Raw genomic sequence first — 16,874 nt, forward strand, 5'->3', positions numbered from 1 at the left:
GAATGTTAAGGATACACAAATATAGAAGTAGATAAGTGCACACACGAATACCATCTGCAATCACATTCTAGCACAGGCGGGGGAAAAAGAAAATCGAAGGAATGGGAAAAAGTTATCTTGTCTGAATCCTATCCATAAGGTATAGTAACCTTATCACGAAATAAACGGAAAAGGGTAAGACGAATGATTTTAAATGTAGAAAATTTGACACATGGTTTTGGAGACAGAGCCATTTTCAATAATGTATCTTTCCGGCTGCTTGCCGGTGAACATATCGGACTGGTTGGAGCAAATGGTGAAGGTAAAAGTACCTTTATGAATATTGTGACAGGAACACTTGCGCCGGATGAAGGTAAGGTGGAATGGAACAAGCATGTGCGTGTTGGCTATCTGGATCAGCATGCGGTGCTGGAAAAGGGAATGACGATCGAATCTGTGCTGAAGTCAGCATTTTCCTATCTGTTTGAGATGGAGGAGAAGATCAACCAGATTTATGATAGCATGGCGGATGCAACGGATGATGAGATCATGGAAATGATGGAGGAAGTCGGCACGCTGCAGGATCTTCTGACAAATCATGATTTCTATATGATCGATGCCAAGACGGAACAGGTAGCGAGAGCGCTGGGGCTTCTGGAACTTGGACTGGATCATGACGTAACAGATCTGAGCGGTGGTCAGCGTACCAAGGTTTTGCTTGCAAAGCTGTTACTTGAGAAGCCGGAGATTCTGTTGCTTGATGAGCCGACAAACTATCTGGATGCAGAACATATCGAATGGCTGAAACGGTATCTGCAGGAGTATGAGAACGCATTCATCCTGATCAGCCATGATATTCCATTTTTAAATGATGTCGTAAATATCATCTATCATATGGAGAATCAGGAGTTGAACCGCTATGTCGGCAACTATGACAAATTCTTAGAAGTATACGAGGCGAGAAAGGCACAGCAGGAGGCTGCTTACCGGAAACAGCAGCAGGAGATCAGTGAATTGAAGGATTTCGTTGCCAGAAATAAAGCGCGTGTTGCCACAAGAAATATGGCGATGTCCAGACAGAAGAAGCTGGACAAGATGGATGTGATAGAACTTGCCAGGGAACGCCCAAAGCCGGAATTTTATTTTAAGGAAGCGAGAACACCGGGCAAGATGTTATTTGAAACTGAGGATCTGGTGATCGGATATGACAAACAGGCGCCGCTTTCCAAACCGATCAATCTTCGGATGGAGCGTGGAGAAAAGATCGCGATCGTTGGTACAAATGGTATAGGAAAGAGTACGCTGCTTAAGAGTTTGCTTGGAATCATCAAGCCGATATCCGGTACGGTGCATCTGGGTGATTATCTGTATAAAGGTTATTTTGAACAGGAAATGGCTGGGACAGAGAATACCTGTCTGGAGGAAATCTGGCAGGAATTTCCGGGATTTTCACAGTATGAGGTGCGATCGGCACTTGCCAAATGCGGACTGACAACCAAGCATATCGAGAGTAAGGTTAAGGTATTAAGCGGTGGTGAGCAGGCAAAGGTACGCCTGTGTAAACTGATCAATCAGGAGACGAATCTGTTGATCCTCGATGAGCCGACAAACCATCTGGATGTGGATGCAAAGGACGAATTGAAGCGGGCATTGAAAGACTATCACGGTTCGGTTTTGTTAGTCTGCCATGAGCCGGAGTTCTATTCAGATATCGTGACAAAGGTGTGGAATCTGGAAGAGTACAGTGTGTTGACACTGTAATAAAGAAATAAATTTATAATCATGAGGTGTAGACTGTCTATAATCGGATGGGAATATAGACGGCATGAATATGCTGACAGAGATAATACTGAATGACAAAGTGACAAATGAAAATATCCGGGTACAGGTTATAAGATCCGGGAGAAAAAGTCTCGGCCTGGAGGTGCGACCGGATGGAACGGTACTTGCAAGGATTCCGGCGAGATTATCTGACCGGGAATTAAAAGCATTTATAGAGAAACAACAGGATTGGATCTTAAAGAAGGTGGATCAGGTAAAAAAGCGTGCGGATGCACGAACGAAAATTAAGGTTCCATCTATGGATGCGTTATCAGATGCAGAGATTCAGAAGATCAAGGATAAGATAGCAGATCGGGTAAAGTATTATTGTGCGGTTATGCAGGTGACAGTTGGGCGCATCACGATCCGCAACCAGAAGACCAGATGGGGAAGCTGCAGCAGTGCCGGAAATGTGAATTTTAATTATCAGTTATATTATCTGCCGGATGAATTACTTGACTATGTGGTAGTGCATGAACTGGCGCACAGACGACATATGAATCATTCCAAAGAATTCTGGTCAGAGGTAGCGCGGTATTGCCCGGACTATAGAGCGAGACGGAAGCAGTTAAAAGAATATCAACTGGCGAATTAAAAATTGAAATGTAAAGGAAGTTTAATATGGGATTATTTCGAAAAAAGAAAGAGCAGGCATCATATGATAGTCAGAGTAAACGACCGGTCATCAAATGCAGTATCTGCACCGGTGAACAGGTCGCTGGTTTTCAGGATATTCATAACGGGATATTTGAAGATATCATGTTGATCCGTGGAAAAGAAGATCTGAAAGTCTTCCGGAAAAAATATGGAATCCCGCAGGATGCGGAGATTCCAAAGATATATTGATTTTCTTTCATGTTTTCAATATGATCGCCGAGTGTAACCCCGTTTTTGTTTATATCGATGCCTTTAATACCCATAATAGTTCCTCCTGAAAAATTAGTTCCTATATTATCTATAATACAGAGTTCATAACAAATAGTAAGAAGGAGTTTAACAGTGACACAGGAAAATTTAGTAAGATTTGAGTTTCGAAATATTAAAAAGAATGAAGCAGAGCAAACAGCAGAGATCGAACGGATCTGTTTTCCTCCGAATGAGGCCTGTACTCCGGAGATGATGCATTTGCGTGTGGAGAAAGTGCCGGAAATGTTTCTGGTTGCGGTAGATAAAGCAACAGGTAAGATTGCCGGATTTATTAATGGTCTGTCTACAAATGAAACGGTTTTGCGTGATGAATTTTTTCAGAATGCAGATCTGTATGATCCTGCCGGAAAAAATGTAATGATCCTTGGTGTTGATGTTTTGCCGGAATATCGCAGGATTGGGCTGGCTTCCGAGATGATGGAATGTTATAAGAACAGGGAAAGACAGAATGGACGAAAGCGACTGATCCTTACCTGTCTGGAATCCAGGGTTGCCATGTACCAGAAGATGGGATACGAGGATAACGGCATGTCGGTTTCTTCGTGGGGCGGCGAACAGTGGCATGAGATGACGTGTAAACTGGGAAAGGGTATCCCGGAGGCGATTGCAAAGACAACGTTGGAGCTTGGATAAGGAGAAAGAATATGTATACATTAGAAGCAGCCAGAAAATATGAAAAAGAATATGAAGTTGATGCTGATAAAAGACCGTTATTTCATGTGACACCACCGATCGGCTGGATGAATGATCCCAATGGATTTTCAGTATATAAGGGACAAATCCATTTGTTTTATCAATATCATCCATATAGCAATGTATGGGGACCGATGCATTGGGGGCATCAGGTAAGTGAAGATATGATAAGTTGGAAGCAGTATCCGACGGCACTTGCACCGGATAAGGAATACGATGAGGAAGGATGCTTTTCCGGTTCGGCAGTTATGACAAATCTTGGACATGTGTTGTTTTATACAGGAGTCAGTAAAGATAAGAATGGTGGCTGCAATCTTCAGAATCAGTGTATGGCAGTTGGAGATGGTGTAGGTTATAAGAAGCTGAAGAACAATCCTGTTCTCACAGGGGCGGTGATGCCGGAGGGATTCAGCCATATTGATTTCAGAGATCCGAAGGTATGGGAAGAAGATGGTATTTACTATATGCTGACCTGCAGCCGGGATGCTCAGAATAAAGGAATGATCGCGTTATTTTCAAATTCTGAAATACATCAATATCTGGAAAAAACAGAGCTTACCGAACAGGAGACAGAAGCCTTTGAGAAAGCAGCAGGTTGTTGGAAATATGAAGGTGTATTTGCAGAGCACATGGAACGGTTAGGAAGCGTATGGGAATGTCCGGATTATTTCAGGTTGGACGGAAAAGATGTGCTGTTGTTTTCACCACCTGATGTACAGGCGCAGGGAAATGAACTGCATAATGGTAATAATGCGATCTATGTTGTTGGAACATATGATCATGCAAAAAAGCAGTTTCAAATGGGGCAGCCACATACACTTGATAAAGGTCTGGATTTTTATGCATCACAGACGACAGAACTTCCGGATGGAAGGAGAATCTTGATCGCATGGATGCAGTCATGGCATAATTCATTTATCCCGGATGGACAGGGGTGGCAGGGCATGATGACAATCCCAAGAGAATTATATCTGTCAGATGGCAGGATCATCCAGAAACCTGTGAAAGAACTGGAGCAATATCGGGTTCGGCCGGTTTCCTATTCGAATGAAAAGGTAGAAGGCGGGCAGAACTTTGATGGGATAAAGGGAAGAACGCTGGATATGACAGTAACAATAAAATCCGGTGAATTTCAGGAGTTTTATATTGATGTAGCAAAAGATGCAGAGCATTATACCAGAATTACATATAACAGAAGAAAACGGGAGATCGAAGTTGACCGGACATTTGCAGGAATGAACCGGGATGTAGTCTGCATCAGGCGGGCAGAGGTAGAATCGGAAGCAGAACGGATAACATTACGGTTTATTCTTGACCGCAATTCGGTAGAACTGTTTGTGAATGACGGAGCGTTGTCAATGAGTACAACAATTTATACGCCGCAGACAGCAGATGGCATTTCGTTTTTCTGTGATGGAAATGCGATAATCGATATAGAAAAGTTCGATATTGAGATTCCGATGAACAGATAAATTCTGATACCGGTTATAGATATAGTAATCTGAAATACCGACAATGCAATGAATTTATTTGACGGATAAACCAGATGTAGTATAATAAACATGACCATTCGTTTAGAAATAAGTGCGGCATTTGCCGTATTACCCATGACTCTTTTTTCTATTGCGTAGGCAGAGCGGAGCTTTCAGGAGGTAGCGGATGGTCTTTTTATGTATATAGATCAGACAGGAGGAAGCACTACAATGAAGATGATATCGTGGAATGTGAACGGAATTCGCGCATGTGTTGGAAAGAATTTTATGGATTTCTTTAAAGAGGCAGATGCAGATATTTTTTGTATTCAGGAATCAAAAATGCAGGAAGGACAGCTTCAACTGGAGCTTCCGGGTTATTATCAATATTGGAATTATGCAGAGAAAAAGGGATATTCCGGAACTGCTATTTTCGCAAAGAAAGAGCCGTTGTCAGTGGCATATGGAATCGGTATAGAAGAACACGACCATGAGGGACGAGTCATCACACTCGAATATGATAATTTTTATATGGTCACTGTATATACGCCAAATTCACAGAATGAGCTTGCCAGACTGGACTATCGTATGAAGTGGGAGGATGATTTCAGAGAGTATCTGAAGCAGTTGGAACAGACAAAGCCGGTGGTAGTATGTGGGGATATGAATGTGGCACATACAGAGATCGATCTGAAAAATCCAAAGACCAATCGTAAGAACGCCGGATTTACAGATGAGGAAAGAGAAAAATTCAGTACCCTGCTTGACAGTGGATTTGTTGATACGTTTCGTTTTTTTAATCCGGACGCAGAAGGCATTTATTCCTGGTGGTCTTACCGTTTTAAGGCAAGAGAGAAGAATGCCGGATGGCGGATCGACTATTTTTTGACCTCAAAGGTTCTGGAATCCAGACTTGTGGATGCAAAGATCCATACAGAGGTGTTGGGTTCCGATCATTGTCCGGTAGAACTTGATATTGACCTGTAATGGTACCATTTATAAGAATAAATGCATACTAACAGGCGAAAGCAAAGATTACAGCACTTGCGGGTGTAGAAGAATAGAAAAAATGATAAAAGGAGAAATTATATATGCCAGTTTTTGATTTCAGTGATAAACCGGTAAAGAATGAGGATACGGTTTGTACCTATACGGCATTTCAGTCAAATGCAAAGGAAAAGACACCGGAGGAACCGATTCTGGTGTTAGATAACAGTGAGAGACAGTGGATCCATCATGCGCTGGGCGTTTTTACAAATCCGGCAAAGCGTACTACTTTTGAATTCAAGGAAAATGGGGAGACATTTTCAGCAGATATTTTAAAGATTGATTCCAGATTTGTCAGTCTGATCAAATGGCTGGGAGAAAATCATATCAGTGTACGTCTGTCCGGTAAAAATCTGGAAGACGGATATGCAGTATACAGAATCCGAGAGACAGCATTTGGTGGCGGAACCAAGTTATCTGCGGCAGATGGATTTTTACAGTTTATGATCGAACGACTGCTTGCAAGTACAGCATCAGAGGAAGTCGAGGAGGATGACGATGCAGACGAGGAAGGCGACGATATGAAGCTGACCAGTCTTCAGAGCATTTCTGATTTTATGACATGTGCGGGCAGAACGATGCCGGATAATATCCGTCTCTGGGCGAGAAGAAATCTTGCTGTTGCCAGATCAAATGAGGTGTCACCGGAGGAGCGTCGTCATGCACAGAGAGCACTCTCGATCATGATGAATATTCAGTGGAAGAGCAATTATTTTGAAGCGATCGATCCGGTTGAAGCAAGACGGATCCTGGATGAAGAATTATATGGAATGGAACGTGTAAAGCAGAGGATCATGGAGACGGTTATCCAGATCAACCGAACTCATACCCTTCCTGCTTATGGACTTCTGTTGGTCGGACCTGCCGGTACCGGAAAATCACAGATCGCGTATGCGGTTGCCCGTATTCTGAAACTGCCATGGACAACCCTTGATATGAGTTCGATCAATGATCCGGAGCAGCTTACAGGAAGCTCCAGAATCTATGCAAATGCAAAGCCGGGTATCATCATGGAAGCATTCTCGATCGCAGGAGAATCCAATCTGGTATTTATTATCAATGAGCTTGATAAGGCTGCATCAGGAAAGGGAAATGGAAATCCTGCGGATGTACTTCTGACTTTGCTTGATAATCTTGGATTTACAGATAACTATATGGAGTGTATGATCCCGACCGTTGGCGTATATCCGATCGCAACGGCAAATAATAAAGAAGATATCAGTGCGCCATTGATGTCACGTTTTGCGGTTATCGACATACCGGATTATACCTTTGAAGAAAAAAAGATCATTTTCAGTAAATTTGCATTGCCAAAGGTATTGAAGCGGATCGGTCTGAAAGAGAATGAATGTATCATCACAGAGGATGGTCTGGATGCGGTCATTGAAGAATTCAAGAATACCTCCGGTATCCGTGATCTGGAGCAGGCAGCCGAGCATCTGGCAGCAAATGCACTTTACCGGATCGAGGTAGATCATGTACCACAGGTGACATTTGATGCGGAAGGCGTAAGACATTTATTCCTATAGGAGAGAATGTTGCCGGACGGCTGTTTTTAGTTAAATGAAAATGGAGCGTAAGTAAAAATGATAAAATTAGTAGCAAGTGACGTGGATGGAACTCTTGTTCCTGACGGAACATTTGAGATCAATCCTGAGATCTATGATGTAATAAAGGCATTAAAAGAAAAGAATATAACTTTTGTAGCAGCAAGCGGCAGGCAGTATGCGAGCTTGAAAAAGTTATTTGCACCGGTTGCAGATCAGATCTTATATATCCCGGATAATGGCGGATTTGTCAGAGGAAGCAAGGGCGAAACATGGCTCAAACGTCCGATGGAGAAAGACCTGATCCGTGCGATCGTGGAGGATGCAGAGAAGCTGCCGGATGTAGAGCTGTTGCTCTGTGGAAGGGATTATGCCTATGTTGGAAGCGAGGATGGACGACTGTATAACTGGATGCGGGAAGCATATCGCTATGAGATCAAGGCAGTGCCGGATCTTACCGATATTAATGATGATATCGTGAAGATCTCGATATTTCACCCGGAGGATGCAGAGCGGATCGTAAAAGACTGGTTTTATGACAAATGGAAGGATACCATTCTACTGGCACCTGCCGGAGTTTACTGGGTAGACTGTTCGGAACCATCGATCAACAAGGGAAGTGCATTACAGTTTCTGCTTGATAAATATGAGATCAAACCGGATGAAGTTATGGTATTTGGTGATAATATCAATGACCTTGGTATGCTTGCCTGTGCAAAGGAAAGCTATGCGATCGGAAGTGCCAGAGATGAGGTAAAGCAGGCAGCAGCCCATGTAGCAGATACGATGCGCAATCAGGGTGTGATCAAGGTATTAAAAGAGAAGCTGTTACGATAACAGGCAGCAGCTATGAAAAGAAAACATACAGAACAGGAAAAAGAATTGTATCAGAAAAAAGGAGTGAAGCCTGATGGCATGTACAACGATATTAGTTGGAAAGAAGGCATCCTATGATGGATCAACGATCATTGCCAGAAACGATGATTCAGGATCCGGTCATTATATGCCGAAGAAATTTGTAGTCGTAGAACCGGAAGAACAGCCGAAGATCTACCGTTCGGTTCTGGCACATCTGGAAATTCCGCTTCCGGAAGAAGCGATGCGCTATACATCGATGCCCAATGCAATCGATGGGGAAGGCATCTGGGCAGCAAGCGGTGTAAATGCAGCCCATGTTGCAATGACAGCGACCGAAACCATTACATCGAATCCGAGAGTGCTCGGCGCAGATCCTCTGGTCGAGTATCAGCCGGCAGAGAACGGAAACGAAGAAATGCCGGGCGGAATCGGAGAAGAAGATATCGTCTGTCTCGTACTTCCATATATAAGAAGTGCGAGAGCAGGTGTAGAACGTCTTGGCAGTCTGCTTGAAACGTACGGAACCTACGAGATGAATGGAATCGCATTCCAGGATCAGGATGAGATCTGGTGGATGGAAACGATCGGAGGACATCACTGGATCGCGAAAAAAGTGCCGGATGATGTCTATGTTGTGATGCCGAATCAGTTCGGCATGGATGTATTTGATATGAAGGATGCACTAACGGATCAGAACGCACATATGTGCTCAAAAGATCTGCCGGAATTTATCGAGAAGAATCATCTGGATCTGACTATTAGAAGAAGCACAGAACGTAAGGCCGAAGATGCGGATCTGCCATTTGGCAGATTCATTAATCCAAGAGAGATATTTGGGAGTCATGATGATTCGGATCATGTCTACAATACGCCAAGAGCATGGTTTATGGAGCGGTATCTGAATCCGAAGACCTACCGCTGGGATGGTGAAAATGCAGATTACACACCGGTATCGGACGACATTCCATGGAGTCTGATTCCGGAGCATAAGGTGACGATGGAGGATGTCAAATATGTGTTGTCCGCGCATTATCAGGGAACACCATATGATCCATATCTCCCATATGGAGATAAGAAGATGGCAGGTGCATATCGTTCCATCGGTATTAACCGGACTGATTTCATGTCTGCGATCCAGATGCGACCATATGGAGCAGAGGACAGTCGTGTGATCGAGTGGGTGGCATTTGCTTCAAATGCGTTTAATGTCATGGTGCCATTTTATGCAAATGTGGACACGACACCGGAATATCTGGCGAACACGACCGCTGACGTATCTACCGATAATTTCTACTGGAACAGCCGTATGATCGCAGCGATGGCAGATGCCTCTTACAGCAAGTCTCTGTTCCATATTGAACGGTATCAGGAAACTATGCTTGCGAAAGGGCATGCAGTGATCAACCGATATGATGAGCAGATAGAAAAAGAAGCAGATGCCGGTAAACGAAGCGCGCTTCGGAAGCAGGCCAATCAGGAAATGGCAGATATTCTCCGGAAAGAGACCGGTAATACGCTTTCCAAAGTCTTATATGAACTGAGTAATCAGATGAAGAATTCTTATGCGAGATCGGATGCTTAAAGCAGCGGCATAGAGAAGCAAGAAATACAGGAGAAAAAGTAGAAAATATGAAACGAGAATCATTTAAATCCCGTTTAGGATTTTTATTAGTAAGTGCAGGATGCGCGATCGGAATCGGAAATGTATGGAGATTCCCATATGTAGTAGGGGAAAATGGTGGAGGAATCTTTGTATTGTTCTATCTGTTGTTCCTTGTGGTGATGGGACTTCCGGTTCTGACGATGGAGCTTGCTGTCGGACGAGGAAGCAGAAAGAGTGCAGTTCTGGCTTATAAGGAGCTTGAAAAACCAAAGAGCAAATGGCACATTCATGGATGGTTTGCGATCCTTGGCTGTTATGTACTGATGATGTACTATACAACCGTATCCGGTTGGATGGTATCGTATTTTTATAAATTCGTAACAGGCGAATTCAAGGCTGGTATGGATGCGGATTCAACCGGATCTGTATTCTCGAATCTGCTTGCCGATCCAAAGCAGATGGGCTTCTGGATGATTCTGACGGTTATTGTCGGATTTATCGTATGCAGCCGTGGACTTCAGAATGGTCTGGAACGGATCAGTAAGATTATGATGACAGCACTGTTGGTGCTGATCGTGGTACTGGCAGTTCACAGCATTACTTTATCAGGAGCCGGTGAAGGTTTACGGTTCTACCTGATCCCAAATCTGTCAACGGTTGAGAAAGTTGGTATCGGAAATGTGATCTCCGCGGCTATGAATCAGGCCTTCTTCACTCTGAGTCTTGGTGTAGCTGCGATGGAGATCTTCGGAAGTTATATGAGCAAGGATCATGCGCTGGCAGGCGAAGGTGTCAGGATCTGTGCGCTTGATACATTTGTAGCAGTTATGTCCGGTCTTATTATCTTTCCGGCCTGCTTCAGCTATGGAGTAGAGGTCACTGCAGGACCAAAGCTGATATTTGTAACGCTGCCAAATGTATTTGTCAATATGGCAGGCGGCAGGATCTGGGGTTCTCTGTTCTTTCTGTTTATGACATTTGCAAGCTTTTCTACGGTTATCGCCGTATTTGAAAATATCATGTCATTTGCGATGGATATGTTCGGATGGAGCAGGAATAAGACAGCCATCATCAATTGCGTTATTATTCTGATCGCAAGTCTTCCTTGTGTTCTGGGATACAACGTGTGGAGTGATCTGCACCTGATCGGTGGCAGAGATGTATTAGACAGTGAGGACTTCCTGGTAAGTAATCTTCTGCTCCCACTCGGTTCGCTGATCTATCTGTTGTTCTGTGTTACGAAATGGGGTTGGGGCTTTGATAATTATATTGAGGAAGTAAATACCGGTTCCGGATTGAAAATGTCCGTAAAATTAAAACCATATTTCCAGTTTGTACTTCCTGTTCTGATCCTGATCATTCTGATTCAGGGACTGTTATAAAGAAGATTTTCAAGATAAAATATGAGAAGATATTTGGGAGATCAGACGGTATATGGATACGAAAAAATATGAAGATCAGATACCTGTAGATGAAGGCTTACAGGGAAATGAGACAATTGAAGAAGCAATCCTTGTTTTACAGCAGGAACCGACAGAAGAAATGCTTGCACATACACTTACAGTGATAAGACGGCGTGCGAGAGCAAATGGACAGTTCATTGTTGCTGTTATACCACCGGCGGGTGCGGAGAGCAGTTTGCAGATCCAGGCGATCCAGACCGAGGATGAGCGGTACTGGTGGATGGCATTTACCAGCTTTGATGAGGAGATAAAGGGCGGTGAAACCGTAATGTCAACCTTTATGGCAGATATCAGCCATCTCTTTGAAGCAGTTTTAATGACGGACGATATAGAGGGCATTATTCTGAATCCCTGGAACCGTGCATTAATGTTGGATAAGGGTCTGCTTCAGCTGATTCTTGCAGGAAAGTAGCCAAACATTAGAAAAATGCCATTTTTTGTATAAAAAGTTTAGAAAATTTAATTTTTCACAAAAACAGTTGTTTAAATTTCACAAAAATATAATGAGAAATGAAAAGAATTGTGATATAATCAGAAAGTAGTGTAGTAGTACACTACTTTTTGTTTTTTATAGGCAAGAGTCGTTTGCGGCTTCTTAGGCGTACCAATAAGATAGAGTAATAGGAGGATGGAAAGATGGCAAGATTTACGTTACCTAGAGATATTTATCATGGAAAGGATGCATTAGATGCATTAAAAACTTTTAAAGGAAAAAGGGCGATGATCTGTGTTGGCGGTGGCTCGATGAAACGCTTTGGATTTCTGGATAAAGTAGAAAAGAATCTGAAAGAGGCAGGAATGGAAGTTCAGTTATTTGAAGGCATTGAACCGGATCCGTCTGTTGAAACAGTTATGAAGGGTGCTGCTGCCATGCTGGAGTTTGAACCGGACTGGATCATAGCAATCGGCGGAGGTTCTCCGATTGATGCGGCAAAGGCAATGTGGATCAAATATGAATATCCGGACATTACATTTGAAGATATGTGTAAGGTATTTGGTATTCCGTCCCTTCGTAAAAAAGCTCATTTCTGTGCAATTTCATCTACTTCAGGAACTGCAACTGAAGTAACGGCCTTTTCAATTATCACGGATTATCAGAAGGGCATCAAATACCCGATCGCTGATTTTGAGATCACACCGGATGTAGCGATCGTTGATCCTGAGCTGGCAGAGACGATGCCGCAGAAGTTAGTTGCTCATACCGGTATGGATGCAATGACACATGCGATCGAGGCATATGTATCAACCGCAAACTGTGATTTCACAGATCCGCTTGCATTACATGCTATTAAGATGATCCAGAATGATCTGGTTGGTTCTTATAACGGAGATATGGAAAAACGTGATGCGATGCACAACGCTCAGTGCCTTGCAGGTATGGCATTCTCAAATGCGCTTCTGGGTATTGTTCATTCTATGGCACATAAAACAGGTGCAGCATTTGCGGATTATGGCGCACACATCATTCACGGTGCGGCAAATGCAATGTATCTGCCGAAGGTCATCGCATTTAATGCAAAGGATGAAACTGCAAAAGAAAGATATGGAGTGATCGCAGACTTTATGGGACTTGGCGGTGATACATTAGATGAGAAGGTAACACTTCTGATCAACTATCTGCGTAAGATGAACGATGATCTGAATATCCCACACTGTATCAAACATTATGGTGCTGACAGCTATCCGGCAGAGCAGGGCTTTGTACCTGAGAATGTATTCTTAGAGCGGTTGCCTGAGATCGCAGCAAATGCAATATTGGATGCATGTACAGGATCAAATCCAAGACAGCCGAGTCAGGAAGAGATGGAGAAACTCTTAAAGTGCTGTTATTATGATTCAGAGGTTGATTTCTAAAAGTAATTGATTTATAAGAGGTACAATACTGATATAAAATAAGAAACCAGGGTATTTTTGGAACAAATTCCGAAAATACCCTTTTAAAATGTCAGGTAAAACTTGATTTCTCAGGGACAGCACTTTATACTGGAAAAGTAGTGTGCCTTTATGGAAACGAATGTAGTAGAATGCTTAGCATAGGGCATAAAAAACAAAAGAAAATTTTGGAGGAGAGAAATTGAAGATCAAAAGAAAACAGATTGCGATGCTTATATTCATTGCGATCATAATCGTACTCATGGTGGTAACCGGTAAAACACCGGGGGAGATCGCAGATCCGGAGAATTATCAATGTAAGACCTATGCAACGATATTATCTCTGCTTCCACCGGTTATTGCGATTGGTCTGGCACTGATCACAAAGGAGGTTTATACCTCATTGCTTGCAGGTATTATCACAGGTGGATTATTATATTCGAATTTTAATCTGGAGTTAGGCATCAATACCATGCTGTTTAATGAAAATGGCGGTATGATCGCGAAGCTTTCAGATTCAGGAAATGCGGGTATTCTGGTATTTCTTGTTATGCTTGGTATTCTGGTATCCCTGTTAAATAAAGCAGGAGGCTCTGCGGCATTTGGAAAATGGGCATCAAAACACATTAAGACAAGGATTGGTGCACAATTATCCGTTATGGTTCTTGGAATCCTGATCTTTGTAGACGATTATTTTAATTGTCTGACTGTAGGAAGTGTCCTTCGTCCCGTAACAGATCGCCATAAAGTATCTAGAGCCAAATTATCTTATATTATTGATGCTACAGCAGCACCGGTGTGTATCATAGCACCGATCAGTTCATGGGCTGCAGCTGTTACATCATCCGTACCGGAAGATGCTGGAATTAACGGATTTGCAGTATTTATCCAGACAATTCCATATAATCTGTATGCGCTTCTTACGTTAGTCATGGTACTTGGAGTAACCATTCTTCGTGTTGATTTCGGTCCGATGAAGAGACATGAAATGAATGCGATCGCAGGGGATCTGTTCACAACTCCGGGAAGACCATATGAAGATAATGAAGAAGAAATTTTAAAAGAAAATGCACATGTGCTGGATCTGATCCTGCCGGTTGTTGTGCTGATCATAAGCTGTATCATTGCAATGGTATATACAGGTGGTTTCTTCAGCGGAACATCATTTGTAGATGCATTCGCAAATTCATCCGCATCGGTTGGTCTGGTGCTTGGTGGTGCTGTTACACTGGTATTTACGTTTATTTATTTCATGCTGCGTGATACCTTATCCTTCCGGGAATTTACGGAATGTATACCGGAAGGTTTCAAATCAATGATCGCACCGATCCTGATCCTTACAATGGCGTGGACACTTTCCGGTATGACGAATCTCCTCGGCGCAAAGGTATATGTAGCTGATCTGGTATCCAGTTCTGCCAGTTCCATGCAGGGCTTCCTGCCGATGATCATATTCATTGTTGCAGCCTTACTTGCATTTGCCACCGGAACGTCATGGGGAACCTTCAGTATTCTGATCCCGATCGTGATCGGCGTATTCCCATCCGGACAGATGATGGTAATCTCTATCGCATCCTGTCTTGCAGGTGCGGTATGTGGTGACCACTGCTCCCCAATCTCAGATACAACGATCATGGCATCTGCCGGAGGACATTGTGAGCATGTAAACCATGTATCTACACAGCTTCCATATGCAATTGTTGTAGCTGCAGTATGTATGGTTGGATATCTGTTGATCGGAATTCTTCAGGCTGCGAAGCTTGCCGCACTTTCATGGCTTGCGCTTCCGGTTTGTATCGTGCTGTTATTTGTAATTCTAATGCTTATTCGTGCAAAAACCGGACGTGAAGAGGTTTAGGTTTCGAATATTTTCACCGAAACGTATGGACATATTTAAGAGCGTACGACCTGAATTCGAAAAACCTGCCAGATTATAGTAAAGGAAATTAGTAGTAAAATATGTTAGAAACAATTGAATCAATCAACAATGTAGTCAATAACTTTATATGGGGTGTCCCTGCCATGATCTGTATTATTGGTGTCGGTCTGGTGTTAAGCTTCCGAACCCGGTTTCTGCAGATCCGGAAATTTCCATATGCGATGAAAGTTACGATCGGGCGAATGTTTCGAAAGAAACAGGCTGCCGATGGAGCCATGACACCGTTTCAGGCGGTGTGTACCGCGCTTGCGGCTACGGTCGGTACAGGAAATATAGCGGGTGTTGCCGGAGCGATCGCTATCGGTGGACCGGGCGCCGTCTTCTGGATGTGGATATCCGCACTTCTTGGTATGTGTACAAAGTTTTCAGAAGTAACACTCGCCGTTCATTTCCGGGAGAAGAATGATAAGGGCGAATTTGTCGGCGGACCGATGTATTATATCAAGAATGGTCTGAAGAAGCACTGGCACTGGCTTGCATATCTGTTTGCGGCATTTGGTGTGATCACAGTATTCGGTACAGGAAATGCCACACAGGTAAACACGATCACGACAGCGATCGATTCTGCATTATTTAATTATGGAATTATTTCAAAGGATTCCGCGTCAACTATAAATCTGGTCATCGGTATTGTGCTCGCAGTCCTGCTTGCATTGATCCTGCTTGGCGGGATTAAGAGAATCGGACAGGTAACAGAGAAGCTGGTACCATTTATGGCGCTGTTCTATGTGGTGCTTGCGCTTGGAGTCGTAATTTTAAATATCAATCATGTGCCGGCAGTATTTAAAGAGATTGTGGAAGGCGCATTTTCACCGGCGTCAGTAACCGGTGGTGTTGTTGGAAGCTTTTTCATGAGCATGAAGAAGGGTGTATCAAGAGGTATCTTTTCAAATGAGGCCGGGCTTGGTACAGGTTCAATCGCACATGCATGTGCAGATACAAGAAAGCCGGTAAAACAGGGATTCTTTGGAATCTTTGAAGTATTCGTAGATACTATAGTTATCTGTACCCTGACTGCATTGGTTATACTTTGCAGCGAAGTGCCGATCACATATGGACAGGCAGCGGGCGCTGAGCTTACGATCAGTGGGTTTACTGCTACATATGGCAACTGGGTATCACTTTTTACAGCTGTGGCAATGTGCTGTTTCGCATTTTCAACTATTATTGGTTGGGGATTATATGGTGCGAGGTGTATCGAGTTCTTGTTCGGAACAAAGGTAAATAAGCCGTTTATGTTTGTTTATTCACTGGTTGCTATCGTTGGTGCAACCTTAGATCTTGGATTGCTCTGGAGTATTGCAGAGACTTTCAATGGTCTGATGGCGATACCAAACCTGATCGCAGTATTCTTGCTTTCCGGTGTAGTTGTGAAGCTGGTCAGGGAGCATTTTGATCTGGAAGCAAGGGAAGAAGCATAATAAAAATAACAGATAAGTAAAAATAATAGATAAACAAAAAACATCTAATCGGATAACAGATATGAATATGTCGTTAACCGATCGGATGTTTTTTTCTATATGGAAAGTCTTATTGCATAAAGCAAGGAACTTCAGATTAAAATTTCGTCAAATCAAAATTTTTTCAAAAAATATAAATTTGTATCAACTTTTTCTCATCCTTAAACATCTAAATAATAGAAAACAAAGTAAG

14 protein-coding genes are annotated in these 16,874 nt (G+C 43.0%); all 14 read left to right on the forward strand.

Features of this window, described 5'->3' with window-relative positions; genetic code table 11:
* The first annotated feature begins 183 nt into the window (after positions 1-183).
* The 14 genes from DWW43_RS01855 to DWW43_RS01920 all read left to right on the forward strand — a co-directional run bounded on the left by DWW43_RS01855 (position 184) and on the right by DWW43_RS01920 (position 16,642).
* Positions 184-1,740, forward strand: a complete 1,557-nt coding sequence (locus DWW43_RS01855; RefSeq protein ID WP_008402300.1) for an ABC-F family ATP-binding cassette domain-containing protein — start codon at positions 184-186, stop codon at positions 1,738-1,740.
* A 64-nt stretch (positions 1,741-1,804) separates the two neighbouring features.
* A complete protein-coding gene (locus DWW43_RS01860) occupies positions 1,805-2,395 on the forward strand; it encodes a M48 family metallopeptidase (protein ID WP_119962545.1) in 591 nt (196 codons plus the stop codon).
* Positions 2,396-2,421: 26 nt separating this feature from the next.
* A complete protein-coding gene (locus tag DWW43_RS01865) occupies positions 2,422-2,646 on the forward strand; it encodes an aspartate dehydrogenase (RefSeq protein WP_117823027.1) in 225 nt (74 codons plus the stop codon).
* Between the two features lie 153 nt (positions 2,647-2,799).
* Positions 2,800-3,360 carry a GNAT family N-acetyltransferase gene (locus tag DWW43_RS01870; protein ID WP_119962546.1) on the forward strand — a complete coding sequence of 187 codons (561 nt, stop codon included), beginning with the start codon at positions 2,800-2,802 and terminating at the stop codon, positions 3,358-3,360.
* Between the two features lie 11 nt (positions 3,361-3,371).
* Positions 3,372-4,892, forward strand: coding sequence for a glycoside hydrolase family 32 protein (locus DWW43_RS01875; RefSeq protein ID WP_119962547.1), 1,521 nt, complete (start codon positions 3,372-3,374; stop codon positions 4,890-4,892).
* Positions 4,893-5,123: 231 nt separating this feature from the next.
* Positions 5,124-5,879, forward strand: a complete 756-nt coding sequence (locus tag DWW43_RS01880) for an exodeoxyribonuclease III (RefSeq protein WP_044945919.1) — start codon at positions 5,124-5,126, stop codon at positions 5,877-5,879.
* Between the two features lie 104 nt (positions 5,880-5,983).
* Positions 5,984-7,468 (forward strand): AAA family ATPase, encoded by a 1,485-nt coding sequence (locus DWW43_RS01885; RefSeq protein ID WP_119962548.1) that lies wholly within the window; start codon positions 5,984-5,986, stop codon positions 7,466-7,468.
* Positions 7,469-7,525: 57 nt separating this feature from the next.
* A complete protein-coding gene (locus DWW43_RS01890) occupies positions 7,526-8,323 on the forward strand; it encodes an HAD family hydrolase (protein WP_119962549.1) in 798 nt (265 codons plus the stop codon).
* A gap of 73 nt (positions 8,324-8,396) precedes the next feature.
* Complete coding sequence (locus DWW43_RS01895) at positions 8,397-9,926, forward strand: C69 family dipeptidase (protein WP_119962550.1); 1,530 nt, start codon at positions 8,397-8,399, stop codon at positions 9,924-9,926.
* A 47-nt stretch (positions 9,927-9,973) separates the two neighbouring features.
* Positions 9,974-11,329, forward strand: a complete 1,356-nt coding sequence (locus tag DWW43_RS01900) for a sodium-dependent transporter (RefSeq protein ID WP_119962551.1) — start codon at positions 9,974-9,976, stop codon at positions 11,327-11,329.
* Positions 11,330-11,381: 52 nt separating this feature from the next.
* Positions 11,382-11,822, forward strand: a complete 441-nt coding sequence (locus tag DWW43_RS01905) for an SseB family protein (protein WP_119962552.1) — start codon at positions 11,382-11,384, stop codon at positions 11,820-11,822.
* 224 nt (positions 11,823-12,046) lie between these two features.
* Positions 12,047-13,264 (forward strand): iron-containing alcohol dehydrogenase, encoded by a 1,218-nt coding sequence (locus tag DWW43_RS01910; RefSeq protein WP_119962553.1) that lies wholly within the window; start codon positions 12,047-12,049, stop codon positions 13,262-13,264.
* Positions 13,265-13,484: 220 nt separating this feature from the next.
* On the forward strand, positions 13,485-15,140 hold the full coding sequence (locus DWW43_RS01915) for a Na+/H+ antiporter NhaC family protein (RefSeq protein ID WP_347475228.1): 1,656 nt from the start codon (positions 13,485-13,487) through the stop codon (positions 15,138-15,140).
* 101 nt (positions 15,141-15,241) lie between these two features.
* The gene (locus DWW43_RS01920) at positions 15,242-16,642 is read left to right on the forward strand and encodes a sodium:alanine symporter family protein (protein ID WP_119962554.1); all 1,401 of its coding nucleotides are present in this window, start codon (positions 15,242-15,244) and stop codon (positions 16,640-16,642) included.
* Positions 16,643-16,874: the final 232 nt, after the last annotated feature.

Source organism: Clostridium sp. AF15-41 (assembly GCF_003604095.1).
In the GTDB taxonomy this organism is placed as follows: domain Bacteria; phylum Bacillota; class Clostridia; order Lachnospirales; family Lachnospiraceae; genus Coprococcus.

Bases quoted from the DNA above. Each gene is read 5' to 3' on its own strand.
- DWW43_RS01855 (WP_008402300.1), top strand. From the start codon at position 184: ATGATTTTAAATGTAGAAAATTTGACACATGGTTTTGGAGACAGAGCC.
- DWW43_RS01860 (WP_119962545.1), top strand. From the start codon at position 1,805: ATGAATATGCTGACAGAGATAATACTGAATGACAAAGTGACAAATGAA.
- DWW43_RS01865 (WP_117823027.1), top strand. From the start codon at position 2,422: ATGGGATTATTTCGAAAAAAGAAAGAGCAGGCATCATATGATAGTCAG.
- DWW43_RS01875 (WP_119962547.1), top strand. From the start codon at position 3,372: ATGTATACATTAGAAGCAGCCAGAAAATATGAAAAAGAATATGAAGTT.
- DWW43_RS01880 (WP_044945919.1), top strand. From the start codon at position 5,124: ATGAAGATGATATCGTGGAATGTGAACGGAATTCGCGCATGTGTTGGA.
- DWW43_RS01885 (WP_119962548.1), top strand. From the start codon at position 5,984: ATGCCAGTTTTTGATTTCAGTGATAAACCGGTAAAGAATGAGGATACG.
- DWW43_RS01890 (WP_119962549.1), top strand. From the start codon at position 7,526: ATGATAAAATTAGTAGCAAGTGACGTGGATGGAACTCTTGTTCCTGAC.
- DWW43_RS01895 (WP_119962550.1), top strand. From the start codon at position 8,397: ATGGCATGTACAACGATATTAGTTGGAAAGAAGGCATCCTATGATGGA.
- DWW43_RS01900 (WP_119962551.1), top strand. From the start codon at position 9,974: ATGAAACGAGAATCATTTAAATCCCGTTTAGGATTTTTATTAGTAAGT.
- DWW43_RS01905 (WP_119962552.1), top strand. From the start codon at position 11,382: ATGGATACGAAAAAATATGAAGATCAGATACCTGTAGATGAAGGCTTA.
- DWW43_RS01910 (WP_119962553.1), top strand. From the start codon at position 12,047: ATGGCAAGATTTACGTTACCTAGAGATATTTATCATGGAAAGGATGCA.
- DWW43_RS01920 (WP_119962554.1), top strand. From the start codon at position 15,242: ATGTTAGAAACAATTGAATCAATCAACAATGTAGTCAATAACTTTATA.